Here is a 20,340-nt window from a genome sequence, read left to right as displayed (position 1 = left end):
AAGGTTTGTCGCAAAAAACGACCCCCGCGCAAAGGAGCAAGTCACATGACTCGCATACGCAAGTGGCTACCGAAGCTCGCCCTGGTGGCGACCTCGGTGATGGCGCTGTCGGCAACCGCCACAGCGGCTGAAAAACCCAACATTCTCGTGATCTTCGGCGATGACATCGGCCAGACCAACATCAGTGCCTATTCCATGGGCGTGGTCGGATACAAGACGCCGAATATCGACCGTATCGCCAAAGAAGGCATGATCTTCACCGATTACTATGCCGAAAACAGTTGCACGGCCGGACGCTCGTCGTTCATTACCGGGCAGACGCCGCTGCGGACCGGCTTGTCCAAGGTCGGCATGCCGGGGGTTCCGGTGGGCTTGCAGGCGCGCGATGTGACCATTGCCCAAGCGCTGAAAGCCCAGGGCTATGCCACCGGTCAATTCGGCAAGAACCACTTGGGCGACAAGGATGAATACCTGCCGACCAACCATGGTTTCGACGAGTTTTTCGGCAACCTCTATCACCTCAACGCCGAAGAGGAACCTGAACGCCCGTACTGGCCCAAGGATGATGCCGAGTTCGTCAAAGCCGCGTCGCCCCGTGGCGTGATCCACAGTTTTGCCGACGGCAAGATTGAAGATACCGGCGCGCTGACCAAGAAACGCATGGAAACCATCGACGACGAAACCACAGCGGCCGCGCAAGCGTTCATCGAGAAACAAGCCAAAGCGGACAAGCCGTTCTTTGTCTGGATGAACACCACACGCATGCATGCCTTCACTCACGTGCGTGAATCCATGCAAGGGCAAAGCGGCATGGTCGGTAACGAATATGCCGATGGCATGCTCGAGCATGACGGCGACGTCGGCAAGCTGCTCAAGACACTGGATGACTTGAAGCTGACCGAGAACACCATCGTCGTCTACACCACCGACAATGGCCCGAACCAATGGTCGTGGCCCGACGCTGCAACGACGCCGTTCCGCAACGAGAAAAACTCGAACTGGGAAGGCGCGTACCGAGTACCGGCGATGATTCGCTGGCCGGGCAAAGTCAAGGCAGGCGAAGTCTCCACGCAAATGTTCTCCGGTCTGGACTGGTTCCCGACGCTGTTGGCCGCCGTGGGCGACACCGACATCAAGGATCGCTTGCTCAAGGGCGCCGACGTCGGTGGCAAGAACTTCAAAGTGCACCTGGACGGCTATAACCAGCTGGACTACCTGACCGGTAAAACCGACAAGAGCGCGCGCAACGAGTTCTACTACTTCAACGATGACGGTGCGTTGGTCAGCATGCGTTTCAACGATTGGAAACTGGTGTTCTGTGAGCAGCGCGCACCCGGCGGACTGCAGGTGTGGAGCGAACCGTTCACCTGCCTGCGTGTGCCGAAAATGTTCAACCTGCGCATGGACCCGTACGAACGCGCCGATGTCGTGTCTGACCAGTACTATGACTGGCTGACGAAAAACGACTATCTGATTTTCGACGGTACCCGCCGCGCGGCGAAGTTCCTGCAGACCTTCGTCGACTATCCACCCAGCCAGCGTCCGGCGAGCTTCAGCATCGACCAGATCCGCGAGGATGTGGACCGCCGTATCGAAGAAAAAATGAAGAAAGCCCAGTAATACCGCTGTACCGCCGCCCGCCTGCATCGGCGGGCGGCCCTGTTTTCAACAAGAGACCGGGTCGGATTCGTTCGCGAGCAGGCTCGCTCCCACAAGGTTTTCTGCGATCGTTCCCACGCTCTGCGTGGTAACGCAGCCCGGGACGCTCTGCGTCCCATGCCGAAGCGGACGCGGAGCGTCCAGTGAGGCATTCCCACGCAGAGTGTGGGAACGATCAACAACAGCCAATCCAGAACAAGGCCCACCGCATGTCCTCACGTATCGCCAGCAAGCCGTCGGCCATACCCGTTCCGCAAGCCGCGTCCACCACCTCGTTGATCCCTGCCCTGCTGCTGTGCGTCTCCGGCGCGGCGGCGTTGGTTTATCAGGTGTTGTGGATCAAACAGCTCTCGCTGGTGGTCGGCGTCGAGGTCTATGCGATCACCACCGGCATCAGCGCGTTTTTCGCCGGGCTTGCTCTCGGCGGCTGGTTGTTCGGGCGCTGGGCCGATCGCTTGCAACAGCCGGTTCTGCTGTATGCCGGGCTGGAAGTACTGGTGGCCATGCTCGGCGTTGGCGCGACAGTGGCCATGGGTCTGGCGGCCAGTGCGTTTGCCTGGTTGCAGGGTCATGTCGGCGTGCTCGCGTGGTTGCTGCCGTTTGCGCTGGTGGGCGTTCCGGCGGTGTTGATGGGCGGGACGCTGCCGGTGCTGGTGCGCGCACTGGCGGCTGAGCCGGGCAAGGCCGGCGGTCAGTTGTATGCGGCGAATACGCTGGGCGCGATCGTTGGCACTTTGCTCGCCGCGTTCGTACTGATCGCCAGCCTCGGCGTGCGCGGCAGTGCGCTGTTCGCCGCGATGCTCAACCTGCTTGCCGCAGCCGGTGCGCTGTGGTGGCAGCGCCAGCAGCCAGTGGCGCTGGCTACGCCGGCCAAACATGCCAACGCAAAAGCACCCGACCGCACTGCGCTGTGGCTCTACGCGATCGCCGGAGGTGTGGCGTTGGGCTACGAGGTGGTGTGGTCGCAGTCGATCGTGCAGTTCATGAGTACGCGCACCTATGCGTTTGCCGTGGTACTGGCGACCTACCTGACCGGGCTGTTTATCGGCAGCGCCGTGCTCGCCCGTCGCGTCGAACGCATTCGCGACCCATGGGGCGCATTCGGTTTGCTGATTGCCGGTGCAGGCCTGATTGCGCTGCTGGAGATCGCCATACTCGGGCGCTGGCTGGTGCTCGCGCAGAGCCATGCGGAAAACTGGCTGCTGAGTCTGGGCGTCAGTGAGCTGGCCGGCATGAGCGCGCGCTTTGCCGTAGCAGCGCTGAGCATCGTGTTCGTGCCGACCCTGCTGCTCGGCGCGGCATTTCCTCTGGCGTTGCGCCTGAGTGTCGGCAGCGAACGTGTGGGCCGCGATGTCGGGGCCGTGGTGGCGTTCAACACCCTGGGCGGGATCATCGGTGTGATGCTTTGCGGCTTCGTATTGATTCCCTTGCTGGGACTGGTGCGCACCCTCGGTCTACTGGCGCTTGTCGCAGCGACAATCGGTTATCTGGCGGTGCGCAAGGGCCATGGTGTGGCGAAAGGTCGGCGCCAGGCCGTGGTCGCGCTAGGTCTGGTGTGCGTAGCGGTGGCGGTGCTGACCCCAGCTGACAAACTCGCCAGCCTGTTGCCCGGCGCACGCAACGGCACGCTGGCCTTCTACGAGGAAGGACGCGGCGGCACTGTCGCGGTGGTCACTCAGGGACGTGGCGAAAACACCTTCCACCGTTTGTACATACAAGGTGTGTCGAACACCGGCGATGCCATTCCGTCGCTGCGCTACATGCGCATTCAGGCACTGCTGCCACTGCTGATCCACAACGGTGAACCGCGCTCGACCCTGGTGATCGGCTTCGGCACCGGCATCACCGCAGGCGCCATGCTGCGCTATCCGGGTCTGGAACATCGCGTGGTCGCCGAGTTGCTGCCATCGGTGGTGAAAGCAGCGCCGTTGTTCAAGGGCAACTTCAATGCGGCCAACGATCCCGGCGTCGACATACGCCTGCGCGACGGTCGCCAGGAACTGCTGCGCAGTGCACAGACCTACGACGTGATCACCCTGGAACCGCCACCGCCCTCCGCGGCCGGCGTGGTCAATCTGTATTCGCGGGATTTCTACGAGCTGGCCGCCAGTCGCTTGCAAGACAAGGGCATCGTTGCCCAGTGGCTGCCGCTACCGACGCAGAATATCGACGACTCGCGATCACTGGTGCGCAGCTTCCTCGACGTGTTCCCGCATGCCTCGCTGTGGACCAGCGAGTTCCACGAAATGCTGCTGGTTGGCTCAATGAAACCGATGCAACTGGACGCCGAGAAAATCACCGCGCGCTTCCAGCAGGAAAGCGTACGCAACGCCCTGCAGGACGTCGGCATCGGCTCGGCGGCGGCGCTGCTGGCCACCTGGGTCACCGATCGCGCCGGTCTGGAGCGCTTCGCCGCCGATGCACCGGCAGTGACCGATGATCAGCCGCGCATCGAATACGCGCCGTGGGTGCGGAGCAAGGAAATAACCCGCGTGCTACCGGCGCTGCTGGACTTGTATCAGCCACCGACACTGGTTAATGCCGAAGCCGGATTCAGTGAACGCATGGAAACGCATCGGCAGCGCTTGATGCAGTTTTATCGGGCAAGCCTGCACGCCTACGACGGCGATCGGGACGCCTGGGGACGGGATATTCGGGAAGTGATGCAAGGGGATCGGGCAAACCCATATTTTCGCTGGTTTGTCGGGCAGTAAGGCGGGGGCTTACAGAACGCCTTCGCGAGCAGGCTCGCTCCCACAGTCGGATTGCGTATCATCTCAAAAACAGGTCGCCCGTCAGGCCGCCTTCGCGAGCAAGCTCGCTCCCACAAAAGCAAAAGCAAAAGCAAAGCAGCGCAGCTGCCCGCGGCGAAGCCGCCCCACTCAACAATGAGCGTTAGCTCGAGTGCTCTTGATCTTGATCCACCGGCGACGTCGGAAGGCTGAGTGGAGGGATTGATCCGGGGGAGCGCAGCGACCGTCTGGCGCAGCCAGACACAGCGGAAGGAGGTGCAGCGAAGCAAACCGTAGCCGCTGCGCCCGGATCGATCCCGCAGCGAAGGAACCCGAGCCTGCGAGGGCCGAACGTAGGAGCAAGCCTTTTCGGTTACCTTTTTGGCGTTTGAAAAAGGTGACCCGCCGTAAGGGCGGAACCCTAAGCCGCCGTTACCGCTGCAACGGATATGTACCCCAAAACCCCGAGCAGACAAGCCCCCAAACCAAACTGCAATCCATGGGAGCGAGTCTGCTCGCAAAGAGGCCCTAAACCTCAAGACATCACTTGGCCTCGGACTTCAGCTTCAGATACGTCTGATGCATGTCACTCGCCCAACCATCGATCACCGCTTTGAAATCATTGGATTTCAACACCTGCGATGAATTTTCCAGCGGCTGCCCGGTGCCCTTGCGCACCACTTGAGCCACCACCGTGTTACTGCTGCCATCGAGGAATACCGCCTCGGTGGCCAACGTGGTTTCCTGATCGCGAATACCGCTGGCAGTGCTCACCGCAGCAGCGACCAGCGCAATCGGGATCACCTCATACACATGCAGGCCTTCAGTCTTGCTGCTCACCGCCGTGATCGCCGGCCGTACCACGATGACGCCTGGTCCGGGCCCTGCGGCCAAAGGCAACGATTTGCTCAGTTCGCGCTTGAGCGCCTGATCGTAATAGCTGGTGATGCCATTGAGCGTCTGTTGCGGAATTTTCTCGGTGGCTTGCGGCTTCGGATACAGCTGGCTTGGCTCGACATAGAAGCTGGTGAACTTATTGATGTCGAGTTTCGGGTCCATCCAGCGCATCACCTCGGCGCCCGACGGTGATTTGGTCTCCTTCAGTTGACTGTAATCCTTGAGAAAACCGGAATACTGGTCTGGCTCGACGGTTTTACTGGAACAACCCACCACACCGAGGGTGGCGATGCACAGCGTGCCCATCATCACGGCTAGCTTCATGCTGTAACTCCTGTCAGAAGGCCAAATCGTTTGCATAGGGGGAGTTACAGGTATAGCTAAAACCGCAGCAATTGCGATTGCAAAGGACAAAATTCACACGGCCCTGCGCGGCGAGTCACAGCGCTTATTTGACAGACGCGCTGCATGCGACAAAGCTGCATCCAGATGTATGCACGCCAGAAGGCCAACGCACCCGGACTACGGAAGTCGCAATGCCCAAGCATAAAAACAAAGCGGTGCAACCTGAGCCTGACGCGTCACCCTCCTCTTTTACACGTTTCGTCTTCCCGGTCATTATCGGCGCGCTGCTCGCGGCCGTGGCCGGTATTGGCTGGTTCCTGTTCAGCCCGGCGCCCACTCCCGTCAAACCCGCAGCCATCAGCACGCCTATTCCACCACCCGCCAAGCCGCAACCAGTGGTGGCGAGCAAGCCGGCAAAAATGGTCGATGAACAGCAATGCCAAGGCTGCCACAGCGAACAGGTCAAGGACTGGCAAGGCTCGCATCACCAATTGGCCATGCAGCCGGCGACCGCCGAAACCACTCTGGGCGACTTCAACAACGTGACCTTCAAGGCCGAAAACGAGACCACACGGTTCACCCGCAAGGGCGATGAATTCTGGGTCAATGCGCCCGGCATCGACGGCAAGAACGCCGACTTCAAAGTGGCCTACACCTTCGGCATCGCCCCGCTCCAGCAATATCTGATCGAGGTCGGTCAGGGGCGTCTGCAAGCCCTCGGCGTGGCGTGGGATACCGAGAAAAATCGCTGGTTTCATCTGTACGCCGGCCAAGGGGTGAACTTCAAGAATCCGCTGCACTGGAGCAAACCGAGCCAGAACGCCAACTTCATGTGCGTCGAATGCCATACCACCGGTTTCAAGCGCAATTTCGATGCAGCGAGCAACAGCTTCAACAGTCAGTGGAACAGCCTCGGTGTCGGCTGTCAGGCCTGTCATGGCCCGGCGTCGAATCACCTGGAGTGGGCGCAGAAAAAAGACGATTTGATCCATAAGGGCTTCGACGTCGATCTCAAGGACAAGAACGCCACGCTGGAAATCGAAACCTGCGCGCGCTGCCATTCCCGCCGCGCGCCGCTGGGCGATGGCTTCACCGTCGGCAAGCGGCTGATGGACGATTACCTGCCCAGCGCCCTGACCCGCGAACTCTATGCGCTGGACGGCAAGATCAAGGACGAAGTGTTCGAACACGGCTCGTTCTCGCAAAGCAAAATGTTCGACAAGGGCGTGCGCTGCAGCAATTGCCATGACCCGCACAGCAACGAACTGAAGGCACCGGGCAACGCCGTGTGCCTGCAATGCCACAACACGGCGGGCAAGACCTCGGTCGCCAGCGTCGACGGCAAGGGTCTGCAAGCGAAGAATTACGACTCCATCGAACACACCCGCCACGCCATGGGCCAGCCCGGCTCGCAGTGCGTCGATTGCCACATGCCTGGCAAGTTCTACATGGGCAATGACTTTCGGCACGACCACAGTTTCAGCATCCCCAACCCGGAGCGTGCGCAAAAACTCGGCACCCCAGACGCCTGCCTGACCTGTCACCAGGGCAAGGCCGGCGACAAGGTCACCGCGCAGTTCAAATCGTGGAACGCCTCCGCCTCCCCGGCTCAGCGGGCGCCACGCTATGACGAAAGCCTGTGGCTGATCCGCAATGGCCAGCCCGGCGCCGCCGACGCGCTGTACCAGCAATTGCAGCGCAGCAACCTGCCGGCGATCCAGCGCGCAACGTTGCTGGCGGAATTGCCGCTGTACCCGAGCGAACAGGCGCTAAAACTGGCCACTCAGGATCTCAAACATCCAGCGCCACAGGTGCGCGACAGCGCGGTGCGGGCAATCAGCGCATTCCTGCCACCGCCGGAGCGTGCGCCATTATTGGCGCCGTTGCTCAATGATCCAGTGAAAGCCGTGCGCATCGTCGCCGCGCGGGATCTGCTCGGTGCCTCGCGCAACAATGGTCTGGGGGCGGCGCAAGCCAGCTGGAACGCGGCGATCGCCGAATATGAAGCCGTGCAGAAAAGCCTGCTCGAACGTGCAGAAGCCAATCTCAATCTGGCGATGCTGTACCAGGCCAGCGGGCGCAGTGCCGAGGTCGAACCGTTGCTGCGCAGCGCCCTGCAACGTGACCCGGACTTCTACCCGGCGCTGGTCACGCTGGCACAGTGGCTGGAAGCGAATGGTCGCGCCGCCGAAGCGCAGAAGCTGTTGGATGACAGCCTCAAGCAGCATCCGGATGCGGCGCTGTTGCAGCACACGCGCGGGTTGTCGCTGATCCGTGCCGGCCAGTCCGCCGACGCCATGTCCTACCTGCGCAAAGCAGCGCAACTGGAACCGGAGAATGCGCAATACGGCTATGTACTGGCGGTGGCGCTGCATGAGAGCGGCAAGGTTGATGAGGCGTGCGCGATTCTGGAAAGTTTGCTCAAGGTACAACCGGCCAACCGCAATGCGCGGCTGTCGCTGATCCAGTACTACCTCGATAGCGGCCAGGAGCCGAAGGCGCAGGTGCTGTTGCAGGGCTGGAAGAAAATGAATATGGGGGATCCGGCGCTCAAGTGATCGATGGGATGCCCCCCGATCACCTGTGGGAGCGAGCCTGCTCGCGAATGCAATCTGTCAGCGACATCGTAGTCGGCTGACGTAGCGTTTTCGCGAGCAGGCTCGCTCCCACAGGGCTACCACCGAGCTTCAGCGTTTGCTTCACCAAGACGATGTTTCGCCACTGCGCAACGCCATCTCCCGCCGGCTATTGGCACGCATCGCCTTGATCAGCGACACCGTTCCCACCAGCAAAATCGCCGCACCAAACAGAAAGTCGATGTTGTACAGCTGGAAATCTTCCACCGGCCCGATCAGCAATGTCCGCACCACCGCAATCCCTACCAGCGTGGCGAGAAAGTCGATCCCCGGTTCATCGCGGTAGAACACCAGCATCAGCGGCAGGCACAGCACCAGCAGAAGCAGCAACACCACCACCTTGAACGAGCCTTTGCGCTCGACGCTGAACGCGCACTCATGCGCCCCGTAAGGCTTGTAGTCCTCGTCGCGGATCATCGAGTTCTTCTCGTTGATGTAGTCGGCGCGGTTGTACTTCTGGATCGGCGTGAAGGTGTTGGACATCTCCATCAGCGTGGTGATGTTCTTGAAGCGCAGGTCGACGCGCTCGCTGCCCTTTAGGTAATACAGCACCGGTTTGTAGCCATAGCGATAGCTGTCGAACGGGAACGCGGCGGTCTGGGCGTGCACGCCAATCGGCCGTGGCTCGAGTTCGGCGAAGGCGCTTTTGTTGGTCGACGACAGATTGCGGCTCAGCGGCTGCACCTTAACCTGCTCGAGGAAGATCGGCGTCACGCCGAACGACCACTGCAGCGGTTCCAGACGCAGGCGCAGCTCGTTGCGGCCCAGGTCGTAGCGGTTGAAAGTGCGTTCGGAAACCACCAGCGAACCGCCGACCATGAACTCGCCGCGCAGATTGTTGGTGACGCGCAAGGTCAGTTGATCCTTGCCCAGCAACGCCGCTTCCGTGGTCGGTGGCGTGCCGCACCATGCGGTGCTTTCGCCGACGCCGCCGAGCTGGCCGTCGCGGTTTTCCTTGAATACATAAAAGTAACTGGCCCACAGCGTCAGCAGCAAAAGCGACGCCGTGAGACCGAGGATTTTTTGCCCGGACTCACTGATCAGACTCCCTTCTTCGGTTCCATCGTCCAGCCGAAAACCCGCTGGCGACGGCGACTCTACCAAAAGGCCATCAGTGACCCAAGGGAAAATGCCGGATCGGCACCGAACCTAAGGGTTTCCCCGGTATGCGCCTCAACCCCTGTAGGAGTGAACCTGCTCGCGATAGCGGTGGGTCAGTCACCTGATTTGAATCTGACAAAACGCTATCGCGAGCAGGCTCACTTCTACAGACGTCGCGTGCAGTCAGGTGCGATCGCGAGGAATCAGGCTCTGCAGTTGCTGGGCAAGAAAATTGGCGTCGAAGGCAAACGTATCCGGATCCTTCAACCCATTGGTCTTGCGCCACTGCCACGCGCCATCCGCCAGCCCGACCAGCGAAATGCTCCCATACCGCGCCGCCGTCAGCCCCATCACCGCCAGAGAAATCTGCCCGCCGCTGCCCATCACATCAGGGACGAATTCCACCGGTTTACCGGCTATCACGATGCTCAGTTTTTCGGTCATGAAGGTCGACGTCTCTACTGGCACGCTCGGCCCGGACGCGACGTAAATCTCCCGACTCACTTCCAGCAGGTTCGGAGCCTTGACCGGTGCGAGCCATTGCTCGATCTCATCGAACAACGCGCCAATCCGTGTGGCCCACGCGGCCGATTGCGTAGTGAACAGTTGCTTCTTGTGCGCTTCGCTCTCGGCATAGTGACGAAGCATTTCGCCCAGTTGCTGTACGTCGTTCATGAGCAAGTTCCTTGATTGGCCAGCGAGAACGGATAGTGGCAGATCAAGGCGCCTGTGTACGTTTAACCGCCCATGCCAGGTGCCTTTACCGACGCCTTCAATCGACAGACGGTTAAAAAAGTGAATTTACCTGTCAGATCTGACAGTGCGCTGCGCTATGAAAGCAATGTTTAATTTCAGTGCGAGTTAATCGCTGCAGTGAAGACGGCGTCAGGACGCAGGGAACAGCGAAGTGAAAAAAATCATTCTTTCAGTTTCGATTGCAACACTCATTGGCTGCGTCCAAACGGCCCCTCAGACACCGTTCGAGCAAAGCGGCAGTAACAATTCGCATGTCGCCATGACCGGCCCGCAAGTGGTCGAGTGGTTGAATACCTTGTACAACTCGAAGTCCCAGAACTGCCATGAATCAGCCAACCAGCCCGCATTCCTCTGTTCGGGGGTCATTTTTCGAGTCACCGACAAAAAGCCAGGCGAGACTCATCACGTCTGGAACCCCAGCCCGACGTCCGTCAAAAATGGTGGCGTGTCATTTTCCTATCTGAGGACCGACTCCAAATACGGTCGGTTGGCGTGGGGCCATGGGAACGGGTTCATGTTGTACCCGATTTTCGGCGCCCCACAAGACAAGGTCGACCTCGATGTGTTGTGTTCATATCCAATCGATGGATGGACCTGGAACCGCACCACGCCTTGCGGTCATCACGCCTCGTATCCGGCATCCAGCCAGCGTTGCCAAAGTGCAGGGGTAACCACTGCCGAGCAATGGAAAAGCGTGTGGGACAACTCACCCAATAGCCATCACATTCGCCAGTGCGGCTTCGATGTTTCAGAGGCAACCGGCAAGCCGGCCGCGGTACCGTTCTATCAGTCGGTCAGAGCGCGCGGGATGTTGAGTCAGAACCCAACGCATTTCACTGAACAAAATGAAGTCGTGGTCAAGACCTGGCCACAGAATCTGCAAGACACCTTACCGCTCATGGCGTTCTTCTTTATCGCCGGTGGCGGCAATGCCGGTCTCCCCGAGGCTCAGGGCAATCAGCAGGACTTTTACAACTCCACCACCCGACGAATATGGGTGCCGGTCATCCGTTTATTTCCGCCTTCGACCCCCACCAGCGAGGCCACGTTCCAGTACGTCGAGTCCGACCAACTGATCAAGCCTTGAACGTTTCTGCTTGTGCCAATTACTCAAAGTTACCCAGCGTTTTGATGTTCCTTTACGGCCCACATGGAGGCAGGCGAGATGAACAAGACATACGCATTATTGCTGGTGCTATTGCTGTCCTTTGCAGGGTGCCGCAGCAATGAGCAAATAGCGTCAATACCACCGGAACAGGCGCCGGGCTCCGTAAGCAGCATATCGAGCGTTACACAAACCGGTGCGGAAGTTGCGACCAGCCTTACCGCCCGTTACAACGATGTCAGAACGAACTGCGGTTCAGCCTCCATGCCGGCGTTTCTGTGTCGCGGCATCGTTTTACGCTCCACGGTTCCGTCCACAGCATACAAAGCCTGGAACCCAAGCCCGCACTCGCAGAAAAGCGGTGGCGTATCTTTTTCGTATCTGAGCAAGGACGCCAAATTCACCGGGCTCGTGTTTGGTCAGAAGAACGGCTACATCTTCTACCCCGTGCTGTCACGGCCTATCGGAACGCGCCAGATTGAAGTGCTCTGCTCTTATCCCCTCGACGGCGCCACACAGCTTAGAGACGCCCCCGGTTGCGGCGCCCACCCCTATTCGCCCGACCGCAGCCGGCGTTGCCAGACCATCGGTATCACCACTGCCGAAGGCTGGATAGCGAATCGCCGCAGCAACAGCTGGAATCTCTGCAGCTTCGATGTACGCGACTCCATGAACAATCAAGGCGCGGATTCTTTCTATCAGACTATTCGCGCCCATCAGTTGGAAGGGTTCTTTGCCGGCGCATATGACTACATCGAGCTGATTCTGGCGACCTGGCCGCAGAACATTCCTAAAGAATTGCCTATCGAGGCGTTTTTCTATCTGGAAGGTGGTTTGGCAGGCGCTCAGTTCGACCAGAAGGATTTTTTGATTCAACGGGCGGCAAAGTGGTGCCGATTGTCAAAATCGTTTTGCCCGCCAGCGAGAGTGCCGACGCGCAATTCGTTTACAGCGCAGCTGACCAGGTCAAATAAACCGGGAGAGAACCATGTCGGTAAATATCGATTCTCAAGCGCAGCCCCTCGATATAGCCCCCGTGCTGATTCCCGGATGGGTAACCGCGATACAGCATCCTGACGATCCGCACGGCGGCGTGCCGTTGTCGCTGGCCGTAAACGACAAAATCCAGTTGCTGGTCGACCCATGGCGAAATCAGAGTCCTTTCGACACAGCCGGTATATTGCTCGAAGATTCGCAGGTACCAGTGATTACCGAAACCATCCAGCCTGGCGAAGAAAACAAGCGCTTCACCATGGAGTTGCCTGACGGGGTGCTCAGGAACGGCATCAACCGCATCCGCCTGCAAGTCACGCGGGTTACCCAGGCACCCGTGGAATCGCCGACGTTGAAAGTGCTCTACAACCGCCCCCGCCCAGCGGGTGAGATTGCGCAAAGCGGGGACAATCCGAACCTGGTCATGACATTACCGGACGATGTGCTCAAAGGTATCGACGCCGCGCGCGCGGCGGCCGGCGTTGATGTCACGCTGCGTTACATCCATATGCGCGAGCGAGACGTTATTACGCTCGATTGTGACAGTCAGACCAAATCCCACACCGTCACTGCTGCACAAGCAGCCGCAGGCGCTGTGGTAATGAAACTGTTCACCAACGACTTCTGGCAAGACAATCCGAGGTTCGCATTGCGCTTCAGGGCTATAGACCAGCTCGGCAACTCATCGGGGCCACAGGCAATCTGGTCCGCTGCCACGCTGGTGGACGTTCATATCCGCAAACAGCCGGAACTGGATTTGCAAGCGCCCAAGGTTCTGGAAGCAAAGGAGCTCAATGGCAGGCAGCTGAATTTCGTCAGAGACTTCTATGAGGCTGCCTTCGCCACCGTGGAGGTCAGCTACACCGGTTCCGACACAGGACAAACCGTGCAAGTCCAATGGCTGGGACGAAACTATACCTATCGCACAGCCGTACAGACCGTAGCCCGCCCGGGGCAGATATTGCGGTTCCAGATTCCGCGACTTGAGGTCATCGACAACGCCGGCGCCGGCCACGCAGAGGTGACCTATACCGTGAGGCGGCCTGGTACCACGGTAGAAATTCCCTCACGCGATCTGGACTTGACCGTTACCGGGCAGAAATATCTTTTGGGAGAACCCTCCCTTAATTCCGACAATACCAATTTAAGGGCTTATTACCCCGCATTGATTGATGGTTCCTACACGGTGCGCATGGCGTTACACGGCGTCTTCGTTCGCTACGGCGAAGAGGTGCTGATCAAAGATTCCGACTACACCAACCTCCCGATACCTCCGGCGTGGATCCTGGAAAATCGAGGACGAGAGGTGATTTTCAACTACACGCTGAACCGGACAGGCGCCAGCGAGCCACTGGTTTTTTCCTGGTGCCGAAGAGTGAGGCTTTAGCGGCGTACCACGAGAAAATTCTACTCGAACACTACATTCCAGAATTGTCATTCAGCGAGACAAGGACTACGTCATGCGCAAAATAATCGGTTCACTGCTTATAGCCTTGTTGATTGGTTGCTCTCAAAGCCCATCGCAACCGCCACATATCACCAACAGCAATGCTCTGGCACTGGACGGTCCCGCCACCGCCAGTTATCTAACGACGCTTTATGGCCGCAAGTTTCCCAATTGCAACAAAGTGGATTCGCAACCCTCTTTCCTTTGCTCAGGCGTGATGCTTCGGGTAACAGTCAAAGACCCCAACAACACTTATAAGGTCTGGGAGCCTAGCCCTATCTCTGTTACCAGCGGCGGCATTTCGTTTTCCTACCTTCGTGCCGACACCAATTTCGGCCGATTGGCCTGGGGTTACGGCAACGGCTACATTCTTTACCCGGTCCTGGAGCGACCCGCCAATACCGATCAACTGCAAGTTCTGTGCTCTTACCCGATGGACTCCTGGGGCTGGCATCGCGGTAAGAATGGCGTGTGCATTCCTACTCCTGCACACCCTGAAAGCGGCTACTGCCACAACGCGAATGTAACCACTGCAGAGCAGTTCAAAGCAGCCTGGGACAGGTCAACTGTGAACAAAAACCTCCAACAGTGTGGCTTCGACGTGCGAGACGAGCGTAATACCCTGGCAGCTCCAGCGTTCTATCAATCGCTGCGCGCCAAGGCAATGTTAGGCACTACCGGTTTCAACGAACACAACGAAGTGATCATCAAAACCTGGCCAGCCGGCGAGGCAAACGCATTTCCGATACTGGCGTTTTTTATATTGCCGGCGGGACCGACCCTAAACCGCTCGCCGATGCAAGATACAACCAACAAGACTTTTACAACTCCACAAACCCCAATAGAACGATACCGATCATCCGTCTGGTGCCCGCGACCAGCGCTACTGGTACTGCGACTTTCAGCTATGTCGAAGCCGATCAGGTGGTGAAACAATGAACAGATATCACGCGAAATACTGCCTGCTCGCATTGGCACTGACCGCCTCCTGGCTGCGCATGACTGAGGTTGCCGCTGCCGAAACCGCACCCTCCGCAGTGGATGGCGAAAGCGTGATCGTGATTGTCGAGCGCTGTAATCGCTACATCCAGAACGCCTATTGGTTTTACCGGGACTATCAATGGGCGCTTGCCATTGTCCCCACACCCTGCGCCCGAAGAACCCAGGAACCTGGCACGCCGTTCATCTGGGACGAACTCTCGCGCGACTATTCCAACAGTCGCTAGTGGCGAAATAACCATGGCATGCGCCACCAACTGATTTGTCATTTGGCGATTGCGCGAGATAAACCTGAATGGAATCTGGAGCCCTGGCGTCCGGACGTCGGCTATCAAAGGACGCTGGACGCAGGCTGCAATCACGTCGTGCCGTTGCCGGAAAACGCACCATGACACCTGAATGAAAGTTTGCCGATACAGTTGATCCGGAGCTGGCGTGAGGCGGCAAACCACCGGAAACTTCGGGCAGGCCAGGCTCCATCGAGCCCGGCACTGCCCGAGGATTTCAAATGCGCACCATCGGCCTTATCGGCGGCATGAGCTGGGAGTCCAGCGCCGAATACTATCGCCTGATCAACCAGCAGGTCCGCGATCGCCTCGGCCCTTTGCGCTCGGCGCAGTTGCTGATGTATAGCGTCGACTTCGGCCCGGTCGAACAGGCGCAGCATGCCGGGCGCTGGGACGACGCGGCGGCGATTCTGGTCGATGCCGCGCGCAGGCTTGAGGCCGGCGGCGCCGATTGCGTGGTGCTGTGCACCAACACCATGCACAAAGTGGCGGACCAGATTCAGGCGGCGATCAGCATTCCGTTTCTGCACATTGCCGAACCGGCGGCGCGAGCGGCGCTGGAAATCGACGCGCTGACGGTCGGGCTGCTCGGCACGGCATTCACTATGGAGCAGGACTTCCTCAAGCAGCGTCTGATCGCCCAAGGCCTGACCGTGCTGGTGCCGGATGATGCCGAGCGCAAAGAGGTGCACCGGATCATCTACGACGAACTCTGCGTCGGCGTGATCAGCGAACAATCGCGAGAAATCTACCAAGGCGTCATCGAATCCCTGACCGCCCGTGGCGCCCAGGCGATCATCCTCGGCTGCACCGAAATCGGCCTGCTGGTCAAACCCGAACACAGCGCCCTGCCCCTGCTCGACACCACCGAACTGCATGCGCAATCGGCGGTGGCGTTCGCCCTCGGCGATTGACTCAGGGTTTCGACGTACCGCGCAGACGGGCCATGCTCAGGGTGTCGACCCACTGCCCGTCGCGCACCGCGTAATCACGCAACAGCCCTTCAGCCTCGAAACCGAACTTGCGGTACAGGCCGATGGCTGCCTCGTTATCGGCGTACACCGTGAGTTCAACGCGGTGCAGATTCATCCAGTTGTCGGCAACGTCCAGCGCCGCTGCCAACAACATCGATCCCACGCCTTTGCCCTGCCAGGCTACCGCGACCGCCATGCCGAAACTGCCGGCATGAGCGCGGCGCATGCGTGAACAGGCTTCCAGACCAAGATTTCCGATCACCACGCCTTGGTGCAGAGCAACCAGTTTCAGCGCGCGCTCGCTGTCGGCCTGCAATCGCTGGCGCCAGACCTCGGTGGACTGGAACGGCATCTGCAGCACCTGCCGTGCGACGGCGGGGTCGTTGTAGAGCGCGGTAATGCCCTCGAGGTGGGATTCGCAGGAGCGTTCGAGGTGGATGGTGGGGATTGGGTCTGACATGGGATCGGTCCGTGATCAGCGTGTGGCTGGCCACTCTAAACCGCTGATCTGGAGTCTGGCGAGATTAAATTGTGGGAGCGAGCCTGCTCGCGAAAGCGACCTCACAGCCAACACCTGTTTCCCGGCAAAAACGTCTACCGTGCTGTCGCCAATTTTTGCCTTTTAAACGAAGGTGTTTAAAAGACACCTCCAGACACGCCTTCCAGGCTACAAATTCTTGCGCCATTGCCTACAGCTACGCCAGAATCCGCCGGCTTGTGCGCCTTGGGGGCGGGTTCTATTGTGGTCCGGTCGCTGACGAATCAGCGATCGGGTCTCGCAGCCCGTCGATCTCTGGACGCACAACACCCGCTATTTATGGCGGCTGTACGTGGGAGACCTTCGGGTCTGCCGGTTCTAGAGTCCCGGTCTGCGACCCGCGTATAGCTGCCACCTCCTTTTCGTATCGCAGCGAAATGTGGCGGCTCCGTCGACTCTAGGAGCTTCACCATGATCAAACCAACACCCAACCCACCCGAATCCGACCCCACCTCCCCCTACGAATCCCTCGATTCAAAAAACTCCACCAAGCCGCCGACCGCGCCCTCGACCACTACCTCTGCCCACCCGGCTCGACCCCACCGCCCTACAGCCCGCGCGCGATGTACGCCGTCACCGCCGATACGAAAAACGAAGACCTGCTGGCCAACGCCTGCGAAACCCTCGCCTCAGCCAAAACCATCGCCCAGGAATTCGCCGGACTGGTGAAACCGTCGCAACGCCGGACGCTAATGGGAATCGCGCAATTGATCATGCTCGGGGAACTGGCGGTGAATCGGGTGCCGGATAATCTGGAGTTGCCGCGGTAGCGGGTCTCGCGACAGGCTTTGAATAAGGCGCCGGCAGTGCCGACGCCTTCGCGGGCAAGCCCGCTCCCACAGGGGTTTGTTTCGCTCACTCGGCTGCGGTTTCACCATCGATTTTGTGGGAGCGAGCTTGCTCGCGAAAGCAGTTTGTCAGTCACTGTAGCTTCGACTGGCAGAGCATTCGCGTGCCCCCTCCCACAGGGAATTTGTGTCGCTCAGCGGCCGCCGTTCATCGGAAAACACCTTTTACCTGTCAGAGTTGACAGGTGCGTAAATCGCCCGGACGCGCTCTGATGATCTCTCGGTAATGCCACCAAGAGCGTCGACCATGTCCTTTATCAAGCAGCGCAAAAGAAAAACCGTGGCCCTGTCTCAACCTCGGTTGCCCAATGCAACCAAGCCCGTGGTCGGTGCGAACTATGGGGTGCCGAAACATGCATACGATCTTCAGCCCAGAGGGTTAAGGGTTGATATTGATCCGCCACCCTCTGGTCTGATCGTTGAGGGCGACAGGGTTCACCTGGTCGTTAACGGCAAGAAAGCCGAAGGCAGCAAAGTCATAACGAAGGAAGAAGAAAACCAAGTCATTACTTTATATCTGCCCAAAGGCCTCCTGCTGCCAGAACGGGTCAACGACTTTTACTATTACGTGGAGCGCCCAAGCGGCAACCACAGTCAGTCAGACCCGCCGCAGAAGTTGCTTTATAACGCCATACGTCCCGGCAAGGAGGACACCACGCCCGGTGACGGCGCCCATTCCAGGTTGAAAATAACTTTGCCAAATGACGTGGTCAAAGACGGAATTGATGCAGAGCGAGCCAAACAGGGGGTATTGGTCAGCCTCTCCTATCCCTATTGCCGGGCGCATGACGCAATCTGGCTGAACTGCAACGGCGTGGATGTACCGCACGTGGTAACCGAATCAGAAGCACCCGCCATTCCGTCAGATACGCCGACAACAATTGCGGTGCTGGTCGAGGAAGCTATATTCCTGCGCGCCGGCGACAGCCCTCGATTTGTTTTCTCTTACACGGTGATCGATCAGCTCGGCAACGGTCCGGATACCGACTCACCTTATTCCGGTCAAGAACTGATCGATGTTCACGTGGAGGAAGATCGCTTTGCGAAACCGATCTTGAGGAGAAGCTGGATGATCCTACTGACGAACCCGACATCGAACTCGGCAAACTGAAGGACGACCCGCTAAAGATCGTTATTGCGCCGACAGACGCTCGCTTTGTGGCGGGTTACAAGGTCACGGCGTTCTACACCGTCACCCGCCCCGACGATTCCACTGTGAACGATAAACAGACCAAAACAGTGGAAGTCGACCAATTCGGGCAAAAGAAACTTGTCGTTATCGAAGTACCCAACGAAATGGTAAACATCGCAGGAAGCACGGTCAGTGTGTTCTATGAGGTCCGTCAACCAGACAAAGGCGACGGTAGCCCGGGTGATCTGGTGGGAATTTCCAATACCACTACTGCGAACGTCGTCGGGGCGGGCGTTGCGCCGACTATCAAGTCAATCATCGGCTCGCCCAGCAACGTTGAAATCCCGGACGGCGGCATCACCGTCGATACGACCTTGACACTGTCCGGTGTCGCCGCCAAGGGGCAGACCGTTGAAGTTTTCGACGGCGTAACCTTGAAGGGCTCGGATACCGCCGATGCCACTACCGGCGTCTGGACCGTGCATGTCACGGGGCTGAGCGTCGCCGCTCATAGTTTCACCGCCAAAGCAAACGGCCAGACATCCGCCGCGTGGAGCTTGACCGTAACGGCCGCAACTGCGCCCACCATCACTTCAGTGCAAGACTCCAAACAGCAAGAGATCGAGAACGGCGGCATCACCGTCGATACGACCGTGACACTGTCTGGTGTCGCCGCCAAGGGGCAGACCGTTGAAGTGTTCGACGGCGTAACCTTGAAGGGCTCGGATACCGCCGATGTAGCCACCGGCGTCTGGACCGTGCAACTAACGGGGCTGAGCGTCGCCGCTCATAGTTTCACCGCCAAAGCAAACGGCCAGACATCCGCCGCGTGGACCCTGACCGTGACGGCGGCCACCGCGCCTACCATTACCTCGGTCAAAGATTCCAAAGGCCAGGCAATCATCAACGGCGGCATCACCGTCGATACGACCGTGACGCTGTCCGGTGCTGCCGCCAAGGGGCAGACGGTCGACATCTTCGACAATGACAAATTTATAGCGGACGCCGTTGCCGATGCCATTTCGGGCGAGTGGACATTGCGAGTTACAGGGCTGACCGAGGAGAAACACAGCTTCGTCGCCAAAGCGAAGTACGGCACGGGGCAGAGTTCGGCACCACGTGAGTTGACGGTGACCGCGTTGATTACGCCGACGATTACTAATGTATTAGACGATAAGGGGGTGGAAATTCCTGAAGGTAAAACGACTGCAAGTACGACGGTGACGCTCAAAGGAAAGGCAAGCAAAAGTCAGAAAGTTGAGGTTTTTGATGACGACGGTGTGAGTGTCGAGTCGAAAGGGGAGGCAACTGCGGACGCACTTACCGAAGTATGGATGTTGACTGCGTCTAACCTTCGTAAAGCGTTGCACAAATTTACCGCCAAAGCGTTGTATGGTGCAGGGGCACAATCTGTTGCACGAACACTGACCGTAGCGGACAAATTCTCAGACACTACAGACTTCAACAATTCTAACTGGAATAATTGGATAAATCTCTCAACCACTCAGGGCGTAATACGGCGTGAATCTGAGAACTACTACTGGGCCTCCACCACGAGCGCATCCGTAGGAATTCCTGTTGGAATTAAGAAAACAATAGACGGTGTGAAGCAGAGCACGAACTACTTAATAAAGCTTTCATATGCATTCATGCAAAACGGCAATGGTTATGGTTGCCGGATAATATTAAAAATTAACAATACTGAAATTTTAGTAGGAACCGGCACGCAAGTACCATGGACCACTAAAGAATTTGAATATCGTCATTCAGCAACGGATCAAAACTTGACCATTCAAATATCAGCGGCATCAACTTACCCTTTTCCTTTTCCGATGCCGCTATGGCTGGATGACATAATCATCAAGGAGTGTTGATAACGCCCTACTCAACA

At 58.5% G+C, this 20,340-nt stretch carries 16 protein-coding genes and 1 pseudogene; 13 read left to right on the top strand and 4 right to left on the bottom strand.

The genetic code is table 11. The features are described from left to right. Positions 1–45 precede the first annotated feature (45 nt). Positions 46–1,620, top strand: coding sequence for an arylsulfatase (locus ACZZZ4_RS22080; protein WP_415762563.1), 1,575 nt, complete (start codon positions 46–48; stop codon positions 1,618–1,620). 248 nt (positions 1,621–1,868) lie between these two features. Then, complete coding sequence (locus tag ACZZZ4_RS22075) at positions 1,869–4,373, top strand: spermidine synthase (RefSeq protein WP_463548771.1); 2,505 nt, start codon at positions 1,869–1,871, stop codon at positions 4,371–4,373. Between the two features lie 561 nt (positions 4,374–4,934). On the opposite strand, the gene ACZZZ4_RS22070 is transcribed toward ACZZZ4_RS22075, so the two are convergent. Then, complete coding sequence (locus tag ACZZZ4_RS22070) at positions 4,935–5,612, bottom strand: DUF3313 domain-containing protein (RefSeq protein ID WP_463548770.1); 678 nt, start codon at positions 5,610–5,612, stop codon at positions 4,935–4,937. Positions 5,613–5,824: 212 nt separating this feature from the next. Here ACZZZ4_RS22070 and ACZZZ4_RS22065 point away from each other — a divergent pair, with 212 nt between their 5' ends. Continuing rightward, positions 5,825–8,191, top strand: coding sequence for a tetratricopeptide repeat protein (locus ACZZZ4_RS22065; protein WP_463548769.1), 2,367 nt, complete (start codon positions 5,825–5,827; stop codon positions 8,189–8,191). Positions 8,192–8,332: 141 nt separating this feature from the next. Here ACZZZ4_RS22065 and ACZZZ4_RS22060 read toward each other — a convergent pair whose 3' ends face one another. Together ACZZZ4_RS22060 and ACZZZ4_RS22055 are read right to left on the bottom strand one after the other, a co-directional pair. Continuing rightward, positions 8,333–9,310 carry a hypothetical protein gene (locus ACZZZ4_RS22060; RefSeq protein ID WP_463549304.1) on the bottom strand — a complete coding sequence of 326 codons (978 nt, stop codon included), beginning with the start codon at positions 9,308–9,310 and terminating at the stop codon, positions 8,333–8,335. A gap of 243 nt (positions 9,311–9,553) precedes the next feature. Further along, a complete protein-coding gene (locus tag ACZZZ4_RS22055) occupies positions 9,554–10,045 on the bottom strand; it encodes a hypothetical protein (RefSeq protein ID WP_039760437.1) in 492 nt (163 codons plus the stop codon). A 232-nt stretch (positions 10,046–10,277) separates the two neighbouring features. Between ACZZZ4_RS22055 and ACZZZ4_RS22050 the strand changes: the two genes are divergently transcribed. The 7 genes from ACZZZ4_RS22050 to ACZZZ4_RS22020 all read left to right on the top strand — a co-directional run bounded on the left by ACZZZ4_RS22050 (position 10,278) and on the right by ACZZZ4_RS22020 (position 15,871). Continuing rightward, positions 10,278–11,213, top strand: coding sequence for a halovibrin HvnC (locus ACZZZ4_RS22050; protein ID WP_463548768.1), 936 nt, complete (start codon positions 10,278–10,280; stop codon positions 11,211–11,213). 78 nt (positions 11,214–11,291) lie between these two features. Beyond that, the gene (locus ACZZZ4_RS22045) at positions 11,292–12,308 is read left to right on the top strand and encodes a halovibrin HvnA (protein WP_463548767.1); all 1,017 of its coding nucleotides are present in this window, start codon (positions 11,292–11,294) and stop codon (positions 12,306–12,308) included. Beyond that, complete coding sequence (locus ACZZZ4_RS22040; protein WP_463548766.1) at positions 12,220–13,611, top strand: hypothetical protein; 1,392 nt, start codon at positions 12,220–12,222, stop codon at positions 13,609–13,611. The genes ACZZZ4_RS22045 and ACZZZ4_RS22040 overlap by 89 nt, the downstream gene beginning before the upstream one ends. A gap of 73 nt (positions 13,612–13,684) precedes the next feature. Further along, on the top strand, positions 13,685–14,602 hold the full coding sequence (locus tag ACZZZ4_RS22035) for a halovibrin HvnC (RefSeq protein WP_463548765.1): 918 nt from the start codon (positions 13,685–13,687) through the stop codon (positions 14,600–14,602). A 4-nt stretch (positions 14,603–14,606) separates the two neighbouring features. Continuing rightward, on the top strand, positions 14,607–14,897 hold the full coding sequence (locus ACZZZ4_RS22030; RefSeq protein WP_463548764.1) for a hypothetical protein: 291 nt from the start codon (positions 14,607–14,609) through the stop codon (positions 14,895–14,897). 18 nt (positions 14,898–14,915) lie between these two features. Continuing rightward, positions 14,916–15,062, top strand: a complete 147-nt coding sequence (locus tag ACZZZ4_RS22025; RefSeq protein ID WP_463548763.1) for a DUF2599 domain-containing protein — start codon at positions 14,916–14,918, stop codon at positions 15,060–15,062. Between the two features lie 116 nt (positions 15,063–15,178). Further along, positions 15,179–15,871: an aspartate/glutamate racemase family protein gene (locus ACZZZ4_RS22020; protein WP_463538136.1), complete on the top strand. Its 693-nt coding sequence runs from the start codon at positions 15,179–15,181 to the stop codon at positions 15,869–15,871. 1 nt (position 15,872) lies between these two features. On the opposite strand, the gene ACZZZ4_RS22015 is transcribed toward ACZZZ4_RS22020, so the two are convergent. Further along, entirely contained in the window at positions 15,873–16,391 is a 519-nt protein-coding gene (locus ACZZZ4_RS22015) for a GNAT family N-acetyltransferase (protein ID WP_463548762.1), read from the bottom strand. 489 nt (positions 16,392–16,880) lie between these two features. On the opposite strand from ACZZZ4_RS22015, the pseudogene ACZZZ4_RS22010 reads away from it, so the two are divergent. From ACZZZ4_RS22010 to ACZZZ4_RS22000, 3 genes and pseudogenes are all read left to right on the top strand, one after another. Beyond that, positions 16,881–17,239, top strand: a pseudogene (locus ACZZZ4_RS22010) (DUF6124 family protein). Positions 17,240–17,564: 325 nt separating this feature from the next. Further along, positions 17,565–18,428: a hypothetical protein gene (locus ACZZZ4_RS22005; protein ID WP_463548761.1), complete on the top strand. Its 864-nt coding sequence runs from the start codon at positions 17,565–17,567 to the stop codon at positions 18,426–18,428. A gap of 47 nt (positions 18,429–18,475) precedes the next feature. Then, positions 18,476–20,323: a hypothetical protein gene (locus ACZZZ4_RS22000; RefSeq protein WP_463548760.1), complete on the top strand. Its 1,848-nt coding sequence runs from the start codon at positions 18,476–18,478 to the stop codon at positions 20,321–20,323. The last annotated feature ends 17 nt before the right edge of the window (positions 20,324–20,340 follow it).

Source organism: Pseudomonas sp. AC252 (assembly GCF_979258105.1).
The sequence above is the reverse complement of the archived record's forward strand: the minus strand, read 5'-3'. Positions and strand labels throughout refer to the sequence as shown.

Coding starts and splice junctions, on each gene's coding strand:
- ACZZZ4_RS22045 (WP_463548767.1), top strand. CDS start 11,292: ATGAACAAGACATACGCATTATTGCTGGTGCTATTGCTGTCCTTTGCA.
- ACZZZ4_RS22040 (WP_463548766.1), top strand. CDS start 12,220: ATGTCGGTAAATATCGATTCTCAAGCGCAGCCCCTCGATATAGCCCCC.
- ACZZZ4_RS22005 (WP_463548761.1), top strand. CDS start 17,565: ATGTCCTTTATCAAGCAGCGCAAAAGAAAAACCGTGGCCCTGTCTCAA.
- ACZZZ4_RS22070 (WP_463548770.1), bottom strand. CDS start 5,612: ATGAAGCTAGCCGTGATGATGGGCACGCTGTGCATCGCCACCCTCGGT.
- ACZZZ4_RS22080 (WP_415762563.1), top strand. CDS start 46: ATGACTCGCATACGCAAGTGGCTACCGAAGCTCGCCCTGGTGGCGACC.
- ACZZZ4_RS22075 (WP_463548771.1), top strand. CDS start 1,869: ATGTCCTCACGTATCGCCAGCAAGCCGTCGGCCATACCCGTTCCGCAA.
- ACZZZ4_RS22035 (WP_463548765.1), top strand. CDS start 13,685: ATGCGCAAAATAATCGGTTCACTGCTTATAGCCTTGTTGATTGGTTGC.
- ACZZZ4_RS22030 (WP_463548764.1), top strand. CDS start 14,607: ATGAACAGATATCACGCGAAATACTGCCTGCTCGCATTGGCACTGACC.
- ACZZZ4_RS22020 (WP_463538136.1), top strand. CDS start 15,179: ATGCGCACCATCGGCCTTATCGGCGGCATGAGCTGGGAGTCCAGCGCC.
- ACZZZ4_RS22025 (WP_463548763.1), top strand. CDS start 14,916: ATGCGCCACCAACTGATTTGTCATTTGGCGATTGCGCGAGATAAACCT.
- ACZZZ4_RS22055 (WP_039760437.1), bottom strand. CDS start 10,045: ATGAACGACGTACAGCAACTGGGCGAAATGCTTCGTCACTATGCCGAG.
- ACZZZ4_RS22065 (WP_463548769.1), top strand. CDS start 5,825: ATGCCCAAGCATAAAAACAAAGCGGTGCAACCTGAGCCTGACGCGTCA.
- ACZZZ4_RS22015 (WP_463548762.1), bottom strand. CDS start 16,391: ATGTCAGACCCAATCCCCACCATCCACCTCGAACGCTCCTGCGAATCC.